At 72.9% G+C, this 19,774-nt stretch carries 16 protein-coding genes and 2 pseudogenes; 3 read left to right on the top strand and 15 right to left on the bottom strand.

Annotated features, from left to right (window positions below; all coding sequences use genetic code 11):
• The coding region (locus VS93_RS28520; RefSeq protein WP_394298842.1) for a hypothetical protein at nucleotides 1-312 on the top strand (312 nt) is incomplete at its 5' end.
• A 59-nt stretch (nucleotides 313-371) separates the two neighbouring features.
• The gene (locus VS93_RS21680; protein WP_162231699.1) at nucleotides 372-1,325 is read left to right on the top strand and encodes an alpha/beta fold hydrolase; all 954 of its coding nucleotides are present in this window, start codon (nucleotides 372-374) and stop codon (nucleotides 1,323-1,325) included.
• Nucleotides 1,326-1,346: 21 nt separating this feature from the next.
• On the opposite strand, the gene VS93_RS21675 is transcribed toward VS93_RS21680, so the two are convergent.
• The 12 genes and pseudogenes from VS93_RS21675 to VS93_RS21620 all read right to left on the bottom strand — a co-directional run bounded on the left by VS93_RS21675 (nucleotide 1,347) and on the right by VS93_RS21620 (nucleotide 15,548).
• The gene (locus VS93_RS21675) at nucleotides 1,347-1,958 is read right to left on the bottom strand and encodes a TetR/AcrR family transcriptional regulator (RefSeq protein WP_046471732.1); all 612 of its coding nucleotides are present in this window, start codon (nucleotides 1,956-1,958) and stop codon (nucleotides 1,347-1,349) included.
• 13 nt (nucleotides 1,959-1,971) lie between these two features.
• Nucleotides 1,972-3,129 (bottom strand): acyl-CoA dehydrogenase family protein, encoded by a 1,158-nt coding sequence (locus VS93_RS21670; RefSeq protein WP_046471731.1) that lies wholly within the window; start codon nucleotides 3,127-3,129, stop codon nucleotides 1,972-1,974.
• 3 nt (nucleotides 3,130-3,132) lie between these two features.
• Nucleotides 3,133-5,089, bottom strand: a pseudogene (locus VS93_RS21665) (ATP-binding protein).
• Between the two features lie 37 nt (nucleotides 5,090-5,126).
• Nucleotides 5,127-6,722 carry an acyl-CoA carboxylase subunit beta gene (locus VS93_RS21660; RefSeq protein ID WP_046471730.1) on the bottom strand — a complete coding sequence of 532 codons (1,596 nt, stop codon included), beginning with the start codon at nucleotides 6,720-6,722 and terminating at the stop codon, nucleotides 5,127-5,129.
• Complete coding sequence (locus VS93_RS21655; RefSeq protein WP_046471729.1) at nucleotides 6,719-8,446, bottom strand: acyclic terpene utilization AtuA family protein; 1,728 nt, start codon at nucleotides 8,444-8,446, stop codon at nucleotides 6,719-6,721. The genes VS93_RS21660 and VS93_RS21655 overlap by 4 nt, the downstream gene beginning before the upstream one ends.
• Before the next feature lie 253 nt (nucleotides 8,447-8,699).
• Complete coding sequence (locus VS93_RS21650) at nucleotides 8,700-10,043, bottom strand: acyl-CoA dehydrogenase family protein (protein ID WP_082127090.1); 1,344 nt, start codon at nucleotides 10,041-10,043, stop codon at nucleotides 8,700-8,702.
• 403 nt (nucleotides 10,044-10,446) lie between these two features.
• A complete protein-coding gene (locus VS93_RS21645) occupies nucleotides 10,447-11,736 on the bottom strand; it encodes a thymidine phosphorylase (RefSeq protein ID WP_046471728.1) in 1,290 nt (429 codons plus the stop codon).
• Between the two features lie 14 nt (nucleotides 11,737-11,750).
• On the bottom strand, nucleotides 11,751-12,155 hold the full coding sequence (locus VS93_RS21640) for a cytidine deaminase (RefSeq protein ID WP_046471727.1): 405 nt from the start codon (nucleotides 12,153-12,155) through the stop codon (nucleotides 11,751-11,753).
• A 101-nt stretch (nucleotides 12,156-12,256) separates the two neighbouring features.
• Entirely contained in the window at nucleotides 12,257-13,015 is a 759-nt protein-coding gene (locus tag VS93_RS21635) for an alpha/beta fold hydrolase (protein WP_236700663.1), read from the bottom strand.
• Nucleotides 13,016-13,145: 130 nt separating this feature from the next.
• Nucleotides 13,146-13,469, bottom strand: coding sequence for a biotin/lipoyl-containing protein (locus tag VS93_RS21630; RefSeq protein WP_046471734.1), 324 nt, complete (start codon nucleotides 13,467-13,469; stop codon nucleotides 13,146-13,148).
• Nucleotides 13,470-13,474: 5 nt separating this feature from the next.
• Nucleotides 13,475-14,499, bottom strand: a pseudogene (locus VS93_RS21625) (alpha-ketoacid dehydrogenase subunit beta).
• Between the two features lie 5 nt (nucleotides 14,500-14,504).
• Entirely contained in the window at nucleotides 14,505-15,548 is a 1,044-nt protein-coding gene (locus tag VS93_RS21620; RefSeq protein ID WP_046471725.1) for a thiamine pyrophosphate-dependent enzyme, read from the bottom strand.
• Nucleotides 15,549-15,944: 396 nt separating this feature from the next.
• Between VS93_RS21620 and VS93_RS21615 the strand changes: the two genes are divergently transcribed.
• On the top strand, nucleotides 15,945-16,433 hold the full coding sequence (locus VS93_RS21615; protein WP_046471724.1) for an Lrp/AsnC family transcriptional regulator: 489 nt from the start codon (nucleotides 15,945-15,947) through the stop codon (nucleotides 16,431-16,433).
• Nucleotides 16,434-16,465: 32 nt separating this feature from the next.
• Here the strand turns inward: VS93_RS21615 and VS93_RS21610 are convergent, their stop codons facing one another.
• From VS93_RS21610 to VS93_RS21600, 3 genes are all read right to left on the bottom strand, one after another.
• Nucleotides 16,466-18,127, bottom strand: coding sequence for a phospho-sugar mutase (locus tag VS93_RS21610; protein WP_046471723.1), 1,662 nt, complete (start codon nucleotides 18,125-18,127; stop codon nucleotides 16,466-16,468).
• Between the two features lie 49 nt (nucleotides 18,128-18,176).
• Nucleotides 18,177-18,974, bottom strand: a complete 798-nt coding sequence (locus VS93_RS21605) for a purine-nucleoside phosphorylase (protein WP_046471722.1) — start codon at nucleotides 18,972-18,974, stop codon at nucleotides 18,177-18,179.
• Nucleotides 18,975-19,114: 140 nt separating this feature from the next.
• Nucleotides 19,115-19,657, bottom strand: a complete 543-nt coding sequence (locus VS93_RS21600) for a GNAT family N-acetyltransferase (RefSeq protein WP_046471721.1) — start codon at nucleotides 19,655-19,657, stop codon at nucleotides 19,115-19,117.
• Nucleotides 19,658-19,774: the final 117 nt, after the last annotated feature.

The following is a 19,774-nucleotide window of genomic DNA, read 5'->3' as shown; positions in this document are numbered from 1 at the left end:
CCCGCCGCCCCAGCCGCCCCAGCCGCCCCAGCCGCCCCAGCCGCTACCGAACCAACCACCACGATCGATTCCGCGCTACACCGGTTGCGCCGTAGCTACCGGCGGTACGGCTGGACCATCTGGCACGGCGACACCACCGGCCAGTACTGGGCCGCCCACACCGGTCGCATGGTGCTGCTGTCCGGCGACAGCGACACCGAACTCGCCGAAGCGATCAACCGATTCCATCCGGCGCTACCGAGGGAAACGGGCACGGCCCGGCACTGGCCCGCACGACGCCTACCGCCCCGTCCCCGCCCGCGAACAGCCTGACCCCATGGTGTGGCCCGGGGAACATGCTCCCGGGCCACACTCATGCGGCGCCTGCTCCGATGCGCGTCCGGCATACCCCGGTCGGCGCTGTGGGCTGGGACGATACCCTGAAGCACGAGGTCACCAGCCATGGGTTCCCCCACCCGATCGAGGTAGCCATGACGACATCCGGCCCGGCCCCCGGTACCGGCTCCGACGACTACGTCCACGTCAACGGGCTGCGGTTCCACTACCGCGAGTCCGGGCCCGCCACCGCCCCGCCGGTGCTGGTGCTGCACGGCCTCATGGGGGTCTGCCGGGAGTGGGACACGCTCACCTCCGAGCTCGCGGAGAGCTTCCGGGTGATCGCGGTGGACCAGCGCGGGCACGGCCGGACCGACTGGGCGGAGGAGTACACCGCCACCGGCATGGCCGACGACGTCATCGGGCTGGTGGACTCGCTCGGTCTCGCGCGGGTGACCCTGGTCGGCCATTCGCTGGGCGGGATCATCGCCATGGTGTGCGCGGCGCAGCGGCCCGACCTGGTCGAGCGGCTGGTGGTGGTCGACGTCGGGCCGGACAGCCTCACCTCCGGCTGGGGCAGGCGGGAACTGCCGTCCATCCTGGAGGCCATGGCCGACAACTCCTATGAGGACCCGGAACAGGCGGTCGGGGAATGGCTGGCCGGCAACCCGCTCGCCCGCGAGGCCCTCATCCGGCACTACGTCGAGCACAGCCTCGTGCCGCGTGCCGACGGCCGGCTGGTGTGGCGGTTCGACGCGGCCCGGCTCGGCCGCTTCGTGACCGAAGGGGTCACAGGGGAGCAGCTATGGGACGCGGTCGACCGGATCACCGTCCCGACACTGGTCCTGCGGGGCGAGCACAGCGAGCTGCTCTCGCCGGCGACCGCGACGCGGATGCGCCACCGCCTGGCGGACGCGCGCCTGGCCGAGATCCCCGGCGGCGGGCACGACCTCGGCGTCGAGCAGCCGGAGGCGGTCGCGGCGGCCATTCTCAATTTCCTCCGCTCGTGACGGACTCCGGCACGGGCCGGCTCACCCGCGGCCGAGCTCCCGCTCCAGCATGCGCGCCCACTGGGCGATGATGCCCTGGCGCCGGGCGTGATCGTCGGTGAGCAGGTTGGCCAGGCCCAGGCCGCGCGCGAGGTCCAGGGTGGCCTGCACCGTCTCGCGCACCCCCGGGGCCGACTCGTCCACGCCGAGCAGGTCGAGCGCCGCCCGGTGCGCTTCGCGCCCGACGTACTCCTCAAGGGGGATCACGTGCGCGCGCAGCCCGGGGTCGTTGGCCGCGGCCGCCCACAGCTGGACCGCGGCGCTGAACTCCGGGCCGCTGAAGGCGTCGACGAGCATCCGCACGACGGCCTCGGTGCGTTCGGGCCCTTCGGGCAGGGCCTCGGCGCGGCCGCGGAGCTCGGCCATCCTGCGCTCGCTCATGTGCCGCAGCGCGGCGGTGAACAGGTCCTCGCGGGTGCGGAAGTGGTGCTGGGCCGCCCCTCGCGACACCCCGGCGCGTTCGGCCACAGCGCCGACCGTGCTTCCGGAGACGCCGGACTCCGCCAGGCACTCCACCGCCGCGGCCAGCAGTCGCCGCCGTGTGGCGCGGCTGCGCTCCTGGCGCGGTTCGCGCCGCCGGGCCGCGGTGTCCACCCCAGTCCGCCCCTCAGTACGACTTCGGCAGCCCGAGCGAGTGCTGCGCCACGTAGTTCAGGATCATCTCGCGGCTGACCGGGGCGATGCGGGCCACCCGGGAGGCGGCGACCGCCGCGCCGAGGCCGTACTCGCTGGCCAGACCGTTGCCGCCGAGCGTCTGCACCGCCTGGTCCACGGCGCGCGACACCACCTCGCCGGCGGCGTACTTGGCCATGTTGGCGGCCTCCCCCGCTCCGGAGTCGTCGCCCGCGTCGTAGAGGGCGGCCGCTTTCTGCACCATCAGCCGGGTCAGCTCCAGCTCGATCTTGACCTGGGCGAGCGGGTGCGCCAATCCCTGGTGGGCTCCGATGGGCGCGCCCCACACCTCGCGCTCGTTGGCGTAGGATACCGCCTGGTCGAGGGCGTGGCGGGCGGAGCCGGCGGCGAGTGCCGCGACCATGATGCGCTCGGGGTTGAGCCCGGCGAACAGTTGCAGCAGCCCGCTCTCCGGGTCGCCGACGAGCGCGTCGCCCGGCAGCCGCACGTCGTCCAGGAACAGCGCGTACTGGTGGTCCGGGCTGAGCAGGTCCATCTCGATCTCGCGGGCCTCGAAACCGGGGGTGTCGGTGGGGACGACGAACAGCGCCGGCCGCAGCCTCCCGGTCCGGGCGTCCTCGGTGCGGGCGACGATGAGCACGGCGTCGGCGACGTCCACGCCGGAGATGAAGGTCTTGCGCCCGTTGAGGACCCAGTCCGCGCCGTCGCGCCGCCCGGTGGTGGTGATGTCGTGCGCGTTGGACCCGGCGTCGGGCTCGGTGATGCCGAAGGCGAGGATGCTCTCGCCCGAGGCGATCCCGGGCAGCCAGCGCTCCCGCTGCTCCGGCGTGCCGAAGCGCGCGAGCACGGTGCCGCAGATCGCCGGGGACACCACCATCATCAGCGTGGGGCAGCCGCCGGCGGACAATTCCTCCAGGACCGCGGCGAGGTCGCCGATCCCGCCGCCCCCGCCGCCGTGCTCCTCGGGCAGGTTGACGCCGAGGTAGCCGAGCTTGCCGGCCTCGGCCCACAGTTCGGTGAGGTACTCCCCCGCTCTGGCCTTGCCGCGGTAGTAGCCGGGACCGTAGCGGGAGGCGAGCCGGGCGACGGTCTCGCGCAGCGCCGCGCGCTCCTCGGGTTCGGTGAAGCTCACGAGTCAATTCTCCTCTTCGACGACGGCGAGCACCGCCCCACTGTCCACCCGCTGGCCCGCCCGCGCCGCGACCTCGGTGACGACACCGGCGGCGGGGGCGGTGATCGGGTGCTCCATCTTCATCGCCTCCAGCCACATGAGCGCCTGCCCGGCGCGCACCCGGTCGCCGGAGGCGGCGGCGACCCTGGCGACGGTTCCGGGCATGGGGGCGAGCACGGAACCGGGGGCGACGTAGGCCTCCGGGTCGGCGAAGCGCGGCAGCGGTGTCAGCGCGACCGCGCCGAGCGCCGAGTCCACACAGGTCAGCGGCCCCGAGTAGCGGGCGACGGCGAAGGTGCGGCGAACCCCGTCCACCTCCAGGTGGACCTCGTCGGGCCGGACCCGGTGCACCCGCACGTCTTCGCCGGTGGCGGGCACCGGCCCCGCGCGGGTGGTGCGGTAGCCGACCTCCAGCTCCTCCCCGCGGGCCGTGCGGTACCGCTTGTACTGCGGCTGCGAGGGCAGGTTGCGCCAGCCGGGCGGCAGGGAGGACAGCACGGGCGCTCTCTCCCGGTTGCCCGCGGCCTCGGCCAGCGCGGCGGCCAGCGCCGAGAGGCGTTCGGCCGGCCCGGCGGCCAGGGGGCGCGCGAGCCCGTCGGCCCAGTGCTCGGCGAGGAACCCGGTGTGCACCCCGCCTGCGACGAACGCCGGGTGGCGCAGCACCCGGACGAGGAGGTCGCGGTTGCTGCCCGGACCGTGCAGCCGGGCTCCGGCCAGTGCCGCGGCCAGCCGGCGCGCGGCGTCGGGCCGGTCGCGCCCCCAGGCGATGACCTTGGCGAGCATGGGGTCGTAGTCGGTGCCGACCGCGGTGCCCGGCTCGACCCCGCTGTCGACGCGGACACCGTACCCGGCGGGGTTGGTGTGCTCGGCGACGCGGTCCGGGACGTCGAACGCGGCGATATCCCCGCTCTGCGGCCGCCAGTCCCGCTCCGGGTCCTCGGCGTAGATCCGGGCCTCGATCGCGTGCCCTCGCGCGGCGGGCGGCTCGTCCGGAAGCGCCGCCCCCTCGGCGATGCGCAGCTGCCACTCCACCAGGTCCAGGCCCGTCACGCATTCGGTGACCGGGTGTTCCACCTGCAGGCGGGTGTTCATCTCCAAAAAGGAGAACGTACCGTCGGCGTCGAGCAGGAACTCCACCGTGCCGGCGCCGCTGTAGCCGAGCGCGCCGGCCAGGCGCCGGGCGGCGTCGTGCAGCCGCTCCCGCGCCGCCGCGCCGATGCCGGGCGCCGGGGCCTCCTCGATGATCTTCTGGTGCCGGCGCTGGATCGAGCAGTCGCGGTCCCCGACCGCCCACATGGTCCCGTGGTTGTCCGCGAGGACCTGCACCTCGATGTGGCGCCCCTGTTCCACGTAGCGCTCGCAGAACACCGTGGGGTCGCCGAACGCGGCGGCCGCCTCGGAACGGGCCGCCTCGGTCTCCCCGGCGAGGCCGGCGAGGTCGCGGACCACCCGCATGCCCCGCCCCCGCCGCCGGCCGAGGCCTTGACCAGGACGGGGAGGTCGTCCTCGGTGACGTCGCCGAGCACGGGCGGGACCGGCACGCCGGCGCCGCGGGCCAGCTCCTTCGCCTCGATCTTGGCCCCCATTGCTCGATCGCCTCCGGCGGCGGCCCCACCCAGACCAGTCCGGCCTTGGTCACCTCGCGGGCGAAGGCGGCGTTCTCGGAGAGGAACCCGTAGCGGGGGTGGACGGCGTCGGCGCCGGCCCGCCGGGCGGCCTCGACGAGCGCGTCCGCGCGCAGGTAGGTCTCGGCGGGCGCGGAACCGGGCAGCCGCACGGCGGCGTCCGCCTCGCGCGCGTGCGGGGCCTGCGCGTCGGGGTCGGAGTACACCGCGACGGTGCCGATACCGAGCGCGCGGCACGTCCGGAAGATCCGCCGGGCGATCTCCCCGCGGTTGGCGACGAGCAGCGTGCTGATCACGTACCACTCACCTCGTTCGGCACGGCGGGTCCTCTCCTCAAGTCCGGAAGACGCCGAAGCCGTCGGTGCCGCGCACCGGGGCGTTGTGCACGGCCGACAGGCAGAACCCGAGCACGGTCCTGGTGTCGCGCGGGTCGATGACGCCGTCGTCGTAGACCCTTCCCGACAGGAACAGCGGGAGCGACTCGGCCTCGATCTGGTTGCGCACCATCTCCCGCATGGCGGCGTCCTCCTCCTCGCTGTAGTCCCGCCCCTTGGCCGCGGCGGACTCGCGGGCGACGATGGACAGCACACCGGCGAGCTGCTCCGCTCCCATCACGGCGGACCGCGCGCTGGGCCAGGCGAACAGGAACCGGGGGTCGTAGGCGCGGCCGCACATGCCGTAGTGCCCGGCGCCGTAGGAGGCTCCCAGCAGCACGGACAGGTGCGGTACCCGGCTGTTGGAGACGGCGTTGATCATCATCGAGCCGTGCTTGATGATGCCGCCCTGCTCGTAGTCGCGGCCCACCATGTAGCCGGTCGTGTTGTGCAGGAACACCAGCGGGGTGTCGGCCCGGTTGGCGAGCTGGATGAACTGCGCCGCCTTCTGCGACTCCTCGCTGAACAGCACCCCCTGTGCGTTGGCGAGCAGCCCGACGGGGTAGCCGTGCAGCCGGGCCCACCCGGTCACCAGGCTGGTTCCGTAGCCGGGCTTGAACTCGTCGAGGTCGGAGCCGTCGACCACGCGGGTGATCACCTCGCGCGGGTCGAACGGGGACTTGAGGTCGCTGGGGACCACGCCGAGCAGCTCTTCGGCGTCGTAGGCGGGCTCGGCGACCGCGGCGGGGGCGGGGCCGGCCTTGCGCCGGTTGAGGCGGGCCACGATCCGCCGCCCGATGCGGATGGCGTCGTGCTCGTCCTCGGCGAGGTGGTCGGCGAGCCCGGAGACGCGGGCGTGCATCTCGGCCCCGCCGAGCGACTCGTCGTCGCTCTCCTCCCCCGTCGCCACCTTGACCAGCGGCGGACCGCCCAGGAACACCTTGGAGCGCTCGCGGATCATCACAACGTGGTCGCACATGCCGGGGACGTAGGCGCCGCCCGCGGTGGAGTTGCCGAAGACCAGGGCCAGCGTGGGGATGCCGGCGGCGGAGAAGCGGGTCAGGTCGCGGAAGAGCCGCCCGCCCGGGATGAAGATCTCCTTCTGGCTGGGCAGGTCCGCGCCGCCGGACTCGACGAGGTTGATCAGCGGCATCCGGTTCTGCTCGGCGATCTCCAGAGCGCGCAGCGTCTTCTTCCCGCTCCAGGGGTTGGTGGCGCCGCCGCGCACCGTCGGGTCGTTGGCGACGACCACGCACTCGGTGCCCTCGACCACGCCGACCCCGGTGACGACGCTCGCCCCGACCGGGTAGTCGCTGCCCCACGCGGCCAGCGGGGAGAGCTCTAGGAACGGGGAGTCGGGGTCGAGGAGCAGCTCGATCCGCTCTCGGGCGAGCAGCTTGCCCCGGGAACGGTGCCGGTCGACGTAGCCGGGGCCTCCCCCGGCCAGCGCCTTCTCGTGCTCGGCCCCGATCTCGGCCAGCTTGGCCAGCATCGCCTCGCGCCCCGCCGCGAACTGCGGCGAGGCGGTGTCGAGCCTGGAACGCAGGACGGTCATCCCAGCAGCTCCTCCGGCAGCAGGACGCGGCGACCGCGCAGCCATTCGGCGAGCCCCTTGGCCTGCGGGTCGCTGCGGCCGTTCGCCGCGGCGCCGCCGTCGAGGAGCCCGTCGACCACGAAGTTGACGGCACGCAGGTTGGGCAGCAGGTAGCGGGTCACCGGCAGCGGCGCGGTCTCGGGGAGGAGTTCGCGGAGCCGGTCCGCGGTGAGGCGGTGGGCCAGCCAGCGCCAGGCGTCGTCGCCGGGCGCCCACACGCCGATGTTGGCCGAGGATCCCTTGTCCCCGCTGCGCGCGCCGAAGACGGCCCCCAGCGGGACCTCGCGGGTGCGCCCGTGCGGCAGCGGCGCGGGCAGCGGCGGTTCCGGCGGCTCGGACGGCGGTACGCCGGCCGCTGCGGGGGCGATGTCCACGCGCGTCCCGTCGGGGAGGACCGCGGTATGCGCGGCCTCACCGGCGGGCAGGGAGCCCGACGCGAACGCGAGGCCGTCGGGCCGGGCCTCCGAGGGCGGCGACGTCGCGTGGAACCCGGGGAACCCGGCCAGCGCCAGTTCCACGGCCGCCGAGCTGAAGGAGCGGCCGACCCTGCCCGGGTCGGGGTCGCGCGCGGTGATGCGCAGGTGCGCGCTCGCCCCGTCCTGCGTGCCGGCGTCGGGCTCCCCGCGGCGGGTGAGCCGGAAGTCCAGGTCGGCGGGTTCGTTCCCGGCCAGCGCGGCACGCATCTGGCGCTCGGCGAGCTCGGCCTTGGCATCGGCGTCCAGGCCGGTGAGGACGAGCGTCATCTCGTTGGCGAAGCCGCTCATCCGGGTGAGCCCGACCTTGAGCTCGGGCGACGGGGCCTGCCCGAGCACGCCGCTGATCCGCACCCGGTCGGGGGCCTCCTGGGCCAGCTCGGCGGTGTCCAGCCGCGCGGTCACATCAGGACCCGGGTAGCACGCCCCCGCGATCTCGTACACCAGCTGCGCGGTGACGGTGCCTGTGGTGACCGCTCCCCCGGTGCCCTCGTGCTTGGTGATGACCGAGGAGCCGTCGGCGTGGATCTCGGCTACGGGGAAACCCGGCCGGGTGAGGTCGTATCCGGCCGCCTCCAGCTCGGCGAAGAAGGGGTAGTTGCCGCCGGTGGCCTGCGCCCCGCACTCGATGACGTGTCCGGCGACGGTGGCGCCGGCGAGCGCGTCGTAGTCGTCGCGTTCCCAGCCGAAATGGGCCGCCGCCGGCCCGACGGCGAGGGAGGCGTCGGTGACACGGCCGGTCACGACCACGTCGGCCCCGCCCCGCAGGCACTCGGCGATGCCCCACGCCCCGAGGTAGGCGTTGGCGGTCAGGGGCTGCCCCAGGGCCAGTTCGGCGGTGCGCCCCATCAGGTCGTCGCCTTCGACGTGTCCGATGCGCGCCCGCAGGCCAAGGCGCTCGGCGAGCTCCCGCAGCCGATCGGCCAGCCCCGCCGGGTTCAGCCCGCCGGCGTTGACCACGACCGCCACCCCGCGCTCCAGGGCCGGGCCCAGGCACTGCTCCATCTGGCGCAGGAAGGTCCGGGCGTATCCCAGCCCCGGGTCCCTCAACCGGTCGCGGCCGAGGATGAGCATGGTGAGCTCGGCCAGGTAGTCGCCGGTGAGCACGTCCAGCGGACCGTCGGCGAGCATCTCGCGCACCGCCGCGAACCGGTCACCGTAGAAGCCGGACGCGTTGCCCACACGCAGCGAAGCCGCGGGCGTCGCGTTCATGGGACGAGCCTGGCATCCGGGTCCGGAAAAAACAAGCACGCGTGATTGTTTTTCTCCACCGACCGGTGCCCGGCCCTCGAAGAAGCCCGAGTAGCGTGGCGTCCCGCAGTACCGGAATCCCCCGGGGAAAGGCGTGCGAATTGAAAGACCTCGGTCCACAGATCTCGACCGCTGCTCGCCCGCCGGTTCCCGCCGCGCGAAGGTGCACGCCGAGCGGCTCGGCGTGCACCCCTGCGCGGTCTCGCCCGCGTTCCTAACGCGCCATGGCGGGCGCGTCCGTCTTGGGACCGGGGACCGTGTCGATCCCCTCCATGCCCTTGGTGAAGTCAACGGCCTCGTCGTCCATGAAGGCCCGCGGGTTGAAGCTCTCGTCGACCATGACACCGTGCACGCGGCGCCTCTGCATGCCGAAGTTCCCGGCGTCGTAGAGCGGCAGGAGCGAGGCCTCCCGCAGGTACCGGTGGAACCTGTGCTTCGTGTCGAGGGAGTTGACCCCCACCACCTGCATGCACTTGTACACGCAGTCGAACAGCATCTCCGTGCAGTGCACCTTGCACATCGCCCCGAGCATCTCGCCGTGGTAGCCGTGCTGGTCCAGGTAGTGGGCGCCCTTCCAGCAGAAGTACCTCGCGGCCTCGATCTTCGTCGCGATGTCCCCGAGCACGTAGCCCGGGTACTGGTAGTTGATGATGGGCTCGGGCCCGCCTCCCGTGTAGGTCTTGGCCCACCTGAGCGCGTCCTCGTAGGCGCTGCGCGCGACCGCGACGGCGCCGATCCCGGCCACCGGCCCCGACCACGCGAAGTTGCGGTTGATCACCAGGTCGCCATTGCCCCTGGTTCCCTCGATCAGGTTGCTTGCGGGAACCCGCGCGTTGTCGAAGACGATCTCGCAGTTGGGAGCGCTGCGCTGGGCGGAGGTGCTGATCGAGTTGTAGCTGACCCCCGGTGTGCCGCGCTCGACCATGATCGCGGACAGTCCCGTGGTCCCTCCGGAGTTCGGATCGGTGCGCACGACGACCAGGTTCAGGTCGGCGCCCTGGTTGTCCCAGCCCCCCACGTTGCACGGCCAGTACTTGCGGCCGTTGATGACGTAGTCGTCCCCGTCCCGCGTGGCGGTGACATGCATTCCCGCCCCGCCTATCGCGGGCGCGTCGAAGTTGGCGGTACCGCCCGGGGTGCCGGGCGGCTCGCTCGCGGCGTATCCGACGATGAACTCGCCGCTCTGGTCGGAGGTCGCGGCGCCGATGAACCGCTTCTTCTGCTCCTCGGTGCCGTAGTACCAGACGGGCATCAGCCCGAGCCCGTTGACCAGGACGGTGGTCCCAAACCCGGGATCGACCGCCTGGATCTCCTCCGCGGCGATCACGAAGTCGACGTTGGACAGGCCGCCGCCCCCGTACTCCCTCGGAAGCATGGAGAAGGCGATCCCCTGTTTGCACGCCTCCGAGTACGCCGGTTTCACGAGCTGGAACGCGCGCAGCGGGTCCGGCTCCTGGTCGACCTGGTCCGACAACGGAGCGAGTACGTCCCGCGCGAACTCCCGCACGGAACTCTGCAGACGCCGCTGCTCGGTGGTGAGAGTGAAGTCGATCGCCATCGGATATCCCCCCAAACCTAATGGGCGATCCCCGGCGGCCTCCGCTCGGAACTTCGGTCCACGGTCCGCCGGAAGCACCCGTGGTAGGCGATTCCGGCATCGCCCCGAACACAATGGCCGCCTACCTGCACACCCGGTGGACACCGGTTCCAGCGCGGCACCCGCGTTCCACCGGTCACCGCCACAGGGACGGCCGGGAACGTCCTGTGTCTTCTCGCGGGGCGCTGCCGATCCGGCCGCTGGTACACGTCGTCCACCGGTCCACCAGGACCGCGCCGGGCGGCCCTGACGGACGTCTGACAGTGGGCATACCCGCGCTGCGCGGGAGCAACCGGGCGGCCGTCTCCCAGGACACCGAAGGCGGGGCTCCGATCGCCGGGGGCCGGGAGCGGGCGCGGGGCCGCTAGGCCGTGACCCGGTCGATGACCAGCGGGAGACGCTCCTGCGGGCCGTCGATCTCGTAGGCGTCGGCGAGAACCTCGACGGCGCGTTCCAGCCGGGCCGGGTCGTCGGCGTGCAGGGTGAACAGCGGCCGGCCGGCGTGGACCTCGTCGCCCGGCTTGGCGTGCAGGCTCACCCCCGCCCCGGGAGCCACCGGGTCCTCCTTGCGCGCCCGGCCGGCTCCGAGCCGCCGGGCGGCGACACCGGCCGCGTAGGCGTCCAGGCGGGTGAGTCGGCCCGTCGCCGGCGCCGGGATCTCCATGCGCTCCCTGGCAACGGGCAACGGCGCGTCGGGGTCGCCTCCCTGGGCCCGGATCATACGGCGCCAGACGTCCATCGCCGAGCCGTCCTTGAGGGCGTCGGCGGGATCCTTCGCCCCGTTCAGGCCCGCGGCCGCGAGCATCTCCCGGGCCAGCGCCACGGTCAGCTCGACGACGTCGTCCGGTCCGCCGCCGCGGAGCACCCGCACGGACTCGGCCACCTCCAGTGCGTTGCCGACCTCGTGGCCGAGGGGGGTGTCCATGGCGGTGAGCAGCGCGACCGTGCGGACACCGTTGTCGGTCCCGATGTCGACCATGGTGCGCGCCAGTTCCCGGGCCGACGCGGCGTCCTTCATGAACGCGCCCGATCCCACCTTGACGTCCAGGACGAGCGACCCGGTGCCCTCCGCGAGCTTCTTGGACATGATGGAGCTCGCGATCAGCGGGAGGGACTCCACCGTTCCGGTGACGTCGCGCAGCGCGTACAGCCTTCGGTCGGCCGGGGCCAGTCCGGCGCCCGCCGCGCACACGACCCCTCCCGCCTCGGTGAGGCAGCGCCGCATCTCCGCGGGGGTCAGCTCGGCCCGCCAGCCGGGGATGGACTCCAGCTTGTCCAGCGTGCCCCCGGTGTGCCCCAGGCCGCGGCCCGAGAGCTGCGGCACCGCCGCGCCGCACGCGGCCACCGCCGGGGTGAGCGGCAGTGTGATCTTGTCACCGACGCCGCCCGTGGAGTGCTTGTCGGTGGTCGGCGCGGGCAGGTCGGAGAAGTCCAGCCGCTCACCGGAGCGCAGCATCGCCTCGGTCCACCGGCTCACCTCGGCGCGCGTCATCCCGCGCCAGAGGATCGCCATGCTCAGCGCGGCCATCTGCTCGTCGGCCACCGCGCTGCCGTTGGGGCCTCCCCGCGCGTAGACGTCGATGACCCAGTCGATCTGCGCGGCACTGAGCTCGCCGCCGTCGCGCTTGGTGACGATGATGTCGATGGCGTCCATACGTCCCTTTCCGGTCAGCGTGCGAGGTCGTGCGGGCCGAATGCCTGGGGCAGCAGGTCGGCCAGCCGGACCGCTCCCCGCGGGGTGTCCACCAGCAGGTCGGCGCCGCCGTGCTCGTGGAGCAGCTGGCGGCACCGGCCGCAGGGGGTCAGCAGCGCCCCGGCACCGTCGACGCAGGTGAACGCGACCAGCCTGCCGCCGCCCGTCGCGTGCAGCGCCGAGACGAGGCCGCACTCGGCGCACAGGGTGAGCCCATAGGACGCGTTCTCGACGTTGCAGCCGGTCACCGTACGACCGTCGTCGGCGAGTGCCGCCGCCCCGACCGGGAACCGGGAGTAGGGAGCGTAGGCGTTGCGCGCGGCGGCACCGGCCGCGGCGCGCAGCCGCGGCCAGTCCACCTCGCCCGGTTCTCGCGTCACGCCCGGCCCTTCTGCCGTTGGGGTTTCCGGCGCCGCCCCTCGTCCTGGTGGCACTGTATTAGGCCACGGCCCGGACGGTCCGCGCCCTGCGGGCGTCCGCCTCAGGCCGTCGAGGAGATCGGGGCCTCGTCGGCGAGGAACTCCAGCACGGCCTTCTTGAACGCACCGGCCGTTACGGCGGTGCGGTGGTCGCGGCGCGCGATGCGCAGCGCCCCCGCGGCGCCGGAGACCCGGGCGAGCCGCTCCACGCCGTCGGCGATCTCGTCCTCCTCCCCCGCGACGAAGAGCAGCGGCGTGGAACGCGGCGCGGGTTCCTCGGTGAACGGGCGGGCGGCCTGGCCCCGCGCGCACGCCGCCAGCGCCGCGAGGTCGTTTCCCGGCAGCTCCGCGACCGCGCGGTACAGGCGACCGAAGGGGCTGTCGTCGGACTCCAGGTCGTCCAGATCGGTGCCGGCGAAGGCGTTGCGCGGCCCGAAACCGCCGAGGGCCGCGCGCCGCACCCGCTCCGGGCGGGTCAGGGCGAACTCCCAGGCCAGCCGGGAGCCCATGGAGTAGCCGACGACATCGGCACGCTCGACGCCGAGCTCGTCCAGGAGCAGCACCAGGTCGGCGACGAACACCCCGGGCAGGTAGGCGTCGTCCTGGCGGGGTTTCCCGCTGCTGCCATGGCCGCGCAGGTCGGGCCCGATCGTGCGGAGCCCTTCGGCCGCCAGCGCGGCGGTCCAGCCGGTCCGGACCCAGTTCAGCTCGAAGGTGGAACCGAAGCCGTGCAGCAGCAGTACGGGGGGACGGCCGGGGGCGGCGCCGGGGTCGTCGTCCACGTAGCGCAGCGTGACAGCGCTGTTGAGGGTGGCGTGCAAGCTCTTCTCCATCTCCGGGCACGGCCCGCTACCGGACGTCACCGGTTCCGGTGCCGTGCCCCGTACCGGAAATCCGTGTCCACCTCCGCGGATCCCCGCCGGTGCGCCTGGCCGCATCGCGTCCCTCCGTTCATTCCTCCGGGGGTTTCAGCCGCACCCGGCGCGTCGGTTTCCGCTCTTGCGCGGGTACCGTTCCCACGATTCCGGCGTCCTGTGCCACGTCGAACGTCACCAGGGCCTCGCCGACCCTGACGACGTCGCCCTCGGCGGCGTGCAGCCGGGCGACGGCGCCGGCGCAGGGGGACGGGATCTCCACCGCCGACTTGGTCGTCTCCACCTCCACCAGCGGCTGGTTGCGTTCGACGCCGGCGCCCGGTTCGACCAGCCATTCCAAGACGGTGGCCTCGATGAGCCCCTCACCGAGGTCGGGCAGTTCTAAGGTGTGTTGGGCCATGGTCATCAGAACTCCAGCGTCCGTTGCACCGCGAGCAGGATGCGGTCGATCGTGGGCAGGTACTGCGGTTCGAGGGCCCCGCCGGGTAGCAGACGTCGAAACCGGTCACGCGCTGCACCGGGGCCGCGAGGTCGCGGAAGGCCCGTTCGGTGATGAGCGCCGACACCTCCGCTCCCAGGCCGGCTGTGAGCGGGGCCTCGTGCACCACGACCGCGCGCCTGGTGCGGGCGACCGAGGAGACCAGGCCGTCGGCGTCGATCGGTTTGAGCCAGCGCAGGTCCAGCACCTCAAGCTCGACCCCGTCCTCCGCGGCCAGCTCGGCGACCTGCAGGCAGCGCTGCACCATCGCGCCCCAGGCGATGAGGGTGGCGTGCCGGCCGTGACGCGCGATCCGGCTCGATCCGATGGGGGTCGCCCTGTTCTCCTCCAGGGCGACCGGGCCGCGTTCCCAGTAGCGGGCCTTGGGCTCCATGTAGACCACCGGGTCGTCGGCGCGCACCGATTGCAGCAGCAGGTGGTAGGCGTCGTCCGGGGTCGACGGCGCGGCCACCTTGAGCCCGGGGACGTGCGCGAAGAGCGCTTCCAGGCTCTCGCCGTGGTGTTCGGGCGCCTGGATGCCGCCGAAACTGGGCAGCCGCACGGTGATCGGCATGGCGGCGGTACCGCGCGTGCGGTAGTGCATCCGCGCCATCTGGCTCACGATCTGGTCGACGGCGGGGTAGCAGAACCCGTCGAACTGCAGTTCCGGGATCGGGCGGAACCCGTTCATCGCCAGGCCGACCGCCACGCCGATGATCCCGGACTCGGCGATGGGGGTGTCGAAGACGCGGTCCTCCCCGTAGGCGCGCTGCAGGCCGTCGGTGACCCGGAAGACGCCGCCCAGGCGGCCCACGTCCTCACCGAACACCAGGGTGGTCGGATCCTCGCCCAGTACGGTGTGCAGCGCGCGGTTGACCGCCTCGCGCATCGACAGTTCGGTGGTGCCCGGCCCCGCGGGCACAGCGGCGGCGCGCTCCTGCTCAACGGTCACTCCGGTCACGGTAGGACCTCCTCCTGCCAGACGCGGCGCTGTCGCGCCAGTTCACCGGTGGGTTCCCGATAGACGTAGCCGAACAGGTCCTCCCCTGCCGGTTCCGGTGCGGCACTCACGCCGTCGCGGACCTGTTCGGCGGTGGCGCGCGCCTCGCGCTCGGCGCGCTCGAAGAAACCGTCGCCGGCGTGCCCCGCCGCGCGCATGGCGGCGCGCAGCCGCGTGATGGGGTCGCGCTCGCGCCAGGCCCGCTCCTCGGCGGCCTTCCGGTAGCGGGTGGTGTCGTCGGAGGTGGAGTGCGGCTCGACCCGGTAGGTGACCGCCTCGATCAGGGTGGGCCCGCCTCCGGACCGGGCCCGTTCCAGTGCTTCCCGGGTGGCCCGGTAGACCGCGGCGGCGTCGTTGCCGTCGACCGCTGTTCCGGGCATCCCGTACCCGGCGGCCCGTGCGGCCACCGACCCGCCGGCGATCTGGCGCTCGTTCGGCACCGAGAGCGCCCACTGGTTGTTCTGGCAGAAGAACACGACAGGGACATGGAAGACTCCGGCGAGGTTCATCGCCTCGTGAACGTCCCCCTCGGAGCTGGCCCCGTCGCCGAAGTAGCTGATGGCGCATCCCCGGCGGCCGGCCAGCCGCTCCCCCATGGCCCAGCCGACCGCATGCGGGACGGGCCCGCCCACGACCGCGTTGACCGCGCCGAAGCGGGAGGCCATGGGGTCGTACAGGCCGCCGTGCCATAGTGCGCGGTGGCTCGCCAGGTAGCCGACCATGTCCACGCCGAGAGTGAGGGCGACGGCCATTTCGCGGTAGGTCGGGAACACGAAGTCGCGCTCGCGGTCGAGCGCGGCGGCGCTGCCGACCTGGGCGGCCTCCTGGCCGCGCAGGGAGACGTAGGCGGGGAAGACCCCCTGGCGCTGCAGCGCGATCGCCTCGGTGTCGAGCAGCCGGGCGGTGAGCATGTCGCGGTAGAAGGCGCACGACAGGTCGGGCGCGAGATCGTCGAGCGCCGGGAGCCCGGCGCCCGCGGCCGGTCCCTCATTGGTCTGCATGTCGGGCGACTCCCTTCACCCCGGCCGGCCGCACGTCCGGGCTCCTGAACGCGGTGCGGGCCGGTATGGCCGTCTCGACACGATTATCGGCAATGACTCGACACTGACGCTAGATATCGGCTAAAAATCGAAACACAAGCGCATGATCAAGCAAAAAATATCCGTGTTCGTCTAATCCGTTAGGTCGTACGGCGGCGGAAACCGCACACGGCGCCAACCGCGGCGCCGCCGACCGGGGCGACTACCGTCCGTAGCGCGCGCCCACGTCCGGCGACATCGCGTGCGAGTCAGGCGACCAGCACACACACCGCGTCTCGATAATTGAGAAAGAAATAGACGGCGAGACCACTTCGCTGGTACTTCGTCACCTACCGTCTAAAAGTAGGGGGAAGGCCGATGGCCTATGGGGAACACCGGAGAGCCGGTCGGCTGCCGGACGCCACCGACCGGACGATCATCAGCGCGCTGGCCGAGGACGCCCGCACCGGGATCACCGAAATCGCCGCGATGGCCAACGTCTCCCGTGCCACGGCCTACAACCGCATCAAGCGGCTCACCGACGACGGCGTGATCCGCGGCTACTCCGTTGTCACCGACCATTCCAAGATGGGGCTCGGGGTCACCGCCCTGGTGATGATCTCCGGGAGCCAGCCCGACTGGCGGGCCAACCGGGAGATCCTCTCCTCCTACCCCGAGATCGAGTACTGCTGGTACGTGGTGGGCTCGGCCGACATCGTCCTGCTCGTCCGGGTGGCCGACACCCACCAGCTGCGCGACCTGATCCTGACCCGGTTGCAGTCCCTGCCCGGGGTGACCGCGACCCAGACACTCACCGTGATCGACGAGGTCGTACACCGGCCGGTGGTCGAACCGCCCAAGGAGTGAGCGATCCGCCGGGTACTTCCCGCGGGCTTTCCTTATGCCTTCGGGAAGAGCCCGGCCACGGCCTCCTTCAGCGCCGCGAGGTGCTCGCCGGCGCGGGCGCGCAGGGGCGCCAGGTCGGCGGTGTCGGGATGCACCGGCAGCACGACCTCGATGTAGGCCTTGAGCTTCGGCTCCGTCCCCGATGGCCGCAGCGTGACCCGGCCCTCGGTCGGGCCGGCGAGGCGGTAGCGCACCGCGTCGGTCCCCGGAAGGCCGTCTCCGCCCTCCAGGAAGTCCTCGGTCTGCTCGATGGACCACTCCCCCAGGTGGTCGGGCGGCTCGGCGCGCAGCCGGCGCATCGCCCGTCTCAGCAGGGCCACGTCGTCGACGCGGAGTGCGCGCTGCGTGGTGAGGTGCAGCCCGTAGCGCCGCGCCTGGTCGTCGAGAAGGTCGAGCAGGGTGCGCCCCTCGCGCTTGGCCTCCGCAGCCATGGCGGTCACGACCAGCGCCGCGCTGATGCCGTCCTTGTCGGCGACCGGCCGCCCGGCGTCACCGCCAAGGCAGTAGCCGAGCGCCTCCTCGTAGCAGAAGACGTTGCGCCGACCGGGGCCGCCCGCGCGCGCCAGCCATTTGAACCCCGTCAACGTCTCGGCGCAGCCGACCCCGTAGTCGGCGGCGATCTTGGGCAGCAGACTCGCGGACACGATCGTCGTCGCCACCACGCGGTCCGCACCGGAGGTGTTGCGCAGGACGTACTCCGCGAGCAGCCCTCCGACCTCGTCGCCGGTCAGCAGCCCGTGCCCGGGCAGGGCCACCGCGAGCCGGTCGGCGTCGGGGTCGTTGGCCAGGATCAGCTCGCTGCCGTGCCGGCGGCTGGTCGCCAGCGCGAGGTCCATCGCGCCCGGCTCCTCGGGGTTGGGAAAGGACACCGTCGGGAAGCTGGGATCGGGGGCGGCCTGTTCGAGCACCAGCCGGGGAGCGGGGAAGCCAGCCCAGGAGAACGCCGTACGCAGCGTCTGCGCGCCGACGCCGTGCATGGGCGTGTAGGTGATGTGGATGTCGCGGTCGACTCCCAGCGGGAGCCGGGTGATGGCGTCGAGGTAGTCCTCGACCACGTCCTCGCCGAGCACGGTCCAGTCCTCGCCGAGCTCCAGCCCGGTCACCGGCCCGATGGCGTCGATCGCCGCGGAGATCTCGGAGTCCACCGGCGGCACGATCTGGCTGCCGGCATCCGGCCCCGACCCGCCGACCACGACCTTGTACCCGTTGTCCTCGGGCGGGTTGTGGCTGGCCGTCACCATGATGCCGGCGTCGGCGCCCCGCGCGCGGACGGCGTGCGCGAGCACCGGGGTCGGCAGCGGGCGCGGCAGCATCAGGGCTGTGCACCCGGCGCCCGAGAGCACCGCGGCGGTATCGCGGGCGAAGTCCGCGGAACGGTGCCGGGCGTCGAAGCCGATGACCACGGTTCCTCCGGGCCCCAGCCAGCGCGCCACCCCGGCGGCGGCCCGCATGACGGTCACCCGGTTCATCCGGTTCGGCCCGGCCCCCAAGGCGCCGCGCAGTCCGGCCGTGCCGAACTCCAACCGGGCGCCGAACCGGTCGGCCAGGGCGGCGTCGGCGCCGGCCTCCAAGAGGCCGCTCAGCTCCTCTCTGGTCTTTGGATCAGGGTCCTGTTCCAGCCACGCCCACGCCTGTTCGCGATAACTCTCACCCATAGAGCTCCCCTTCGCAACGGTGCCGGTCTCTGTCTGGCCCTGCGCGAGGTCATACTTTCGCCGCGATGGCCGCGAGCAGCCCTCCGGCGTCGGCGGCGGCGTCGCGACCGGTCTCCAGGACCTCGTGGTGGTCGAGCGGGTGGTCGGACAACCCCGCGGCGACATTGGTGACCAGTGATATTCCCAGCACTGACGCGCCCTGCTCCCGCGCGGCGACGGCTTCCAGTGCCGTGGACATGCCCACGAGATCGGCGCCCATGGCCCGGAGCATCCGGATCTCGGCCGGGGTCTCGAACTGCGGGCCCCGCATGGCGGCGTAGACGCCCTCGCGGAGTTCCGCGTTCGCCTCGCGGGCGACCGCGCGCAGCGAGGCGCTGTAGGTCTCGCTCAAATCGACGAAATTGGCGCCGTCCAGAGGGGAGGCCCCAGTGAGGTTGATGTGGTCGGCGATGAGTACCGGGCTGCCGACCGTGAGCTCGCGGTCCAGCGATCCGGCCGCGTTGGTGAGGACGACCGTGGACGCCCCGGCGGCAATGGCGGTGCGCACCCCGTGGACGACGGCCGCAGGGCCGTGGCCCTCGTAGAGGTGGGTGCGGCCGAGGAGGACGAGCATGTCGCGGTCCCCGCTGCGTACGGAGCGGATCCTGCCCGGGTGCCCGGTGACGGCGGGCGGCCGGAACCCGGGAAGCGCGCTCATCGGGACCTCCGTGCCCTCTTCCCCGAGCGCGTCGGCGCCCGGCGCCCATCCCGACCCCATGACGAAAGCGGCCTTGTAGGAGTCCACTCCGGTGTGGGAACGCAGTTCGTCGGCCGCCCGCTGGGCGGTCTGCAGGGCTTCGGTGGTCACTGGCGCCTCTCCTCGTGATCCTCGGCATCCGGCGGGAGCCGACCGGCCCGCGAAGTGGCCGTGTCCCCGTGTCCATCGGGGCACCGCCGAACCGCGCTCAGCCGGTACGGATCCAACCGTAACCCGGCCCCGCCCCCGCTTCAGTCGACCGCCCGGCGCAGGACGAGCTGCGGACCGGCGTCACCTCCAAGGTAGCGGCGGCCGGTGTCGCGGAAGCCTCCCGCGAGGTAGGCGCGGATGGCGGCGGTGTTGGCCTCGTTCACCGTGAGCAGGATTTCGCCGGTCCCGGGGGCGACGGCGCGCACGAACGGGCCGAGTGCGGCGCAGACCGCCCGTCCGACGCCGTGCCCCTGCCATTCGAGGTCGATGTAGAAGGAGCGGAGCAGGACCGCGTACTGCGGGGTGTCGGTGAACTCGCCGACTCCCGCCGTCCGGTCGATGACACCGAAGCCCACGGCCTGGCCGCGGAGCACCACCGCGAACGGTGTGCGGTTGGGGTCGGCGTCGGCCCTGGGCAGCGTGTGGGCGGCCCGGCCCGCGAAGCGCTGCTGCCCGGGAAGAAGCCGGTGCCGCACGACGGCCTCGCGCAGGGCCGGGACACCGGGCGCCTCCTCGTCGAGCCGGACCAGCTCCACCCCGGCCGCCGCGGCCACCGTCCTCCCGGCGGCTCCGTGCTGCCTCATCTGCGCTGCCGCCTTTCCTGCAGGGCGCGGCCGACGGCCGCCACGACCGGCGACGGTCGGTACCCGCTCACGCGGCGGGAAGGAGTACCGGGCATCTCCCGCGAGGCCACGTACCCA

The organism is Allosalinactinospora lopnorensis, from assembly GCF_000981225.1.
GTDB classification, from domain to species: domain Bacteria; phylum Actinomycetota; class Actinomycetes; order Streptosporangiales; family Streptosporangiaceae; genus Allosalinactinospora; species Allosalinactinospora lopnorensis.
This window is presented reverse-complemented; position numbering and strand designations above follow the sequence as displayed.

Bases quoted from the DNA above. Each gene is read 5' to 3' on its own strand.
- VS93_RS21655 (WP_046471729.1), bottom strand. From the start codon at position 8,446: ATGAACGCGACGCCCGCGGCTTCGCTGCGTGTGGGCAACGCGTCCGGC.
- VS93_RS21680 (WP_162231699.1), top strand. From the start codon at position 372: ATGCGCGTCCGGCATACCCCGGTCGGCGCTGTGGGCTGGGACGATACC.
- VS93_RS21660 (WP_046471730.1), bottom strand. From the start codon at position 6,722: ATGACCGTCCTGCGTTCCAGGCTCGACACCGCCTCGCCGCAGTTCGCG.
- VS93_RS21620 (WP_046471725.1), bottom strand. From the start codon at position 15,548: ATGCAGACCAATGAGGGACCGGCCGCGGGCGCCGGGCTCCCGGCGCTC.
- VS93_RS21610 (WP_046471723.1), bottom strand. From the start codon at position 18,127: ATGGGTGAGAGTTATCGCGAACAGGCGTGGGCGTGGCTGGAACAGGAC.
- VS93_RS21650 (WP_082127090.1), bottom strand. From the start codon at position 10,043: ATGGCGATCGACTTCACTCTCACCACCGAGCAGCGGCGTCTGCAGAGT.
- VS93_RS21630 (WP_046471734.1), bottom strand. From the start codon at position 13,469: ATGGCCCAACACACCTTAGAACTGCCCGACCTCGGTGAGGGGCTCATC.
- VS93_RS21645 (WP_046471728.1), bottom strand. From the start codon at position 11,736: ATGGACGCCATCGACATCATCGTCACCAAGCGCGACGGCGGCGAGCTC.
- VS93_RS21615 (WP_046471724.1), top strand. From the start codon at position 15,945: ATGGCCTATGGGGAACACCGGAGAGCCGGTCGGCTGCCGGACGCCACC.
- VS93_RS21600 (WP_046471721.1), bottom strand. From the start codon at position 19,657: ATGAGGCAGCACGGAGCCGCCGGGAGGACGGTGGCCGCGGCGGCCGGG.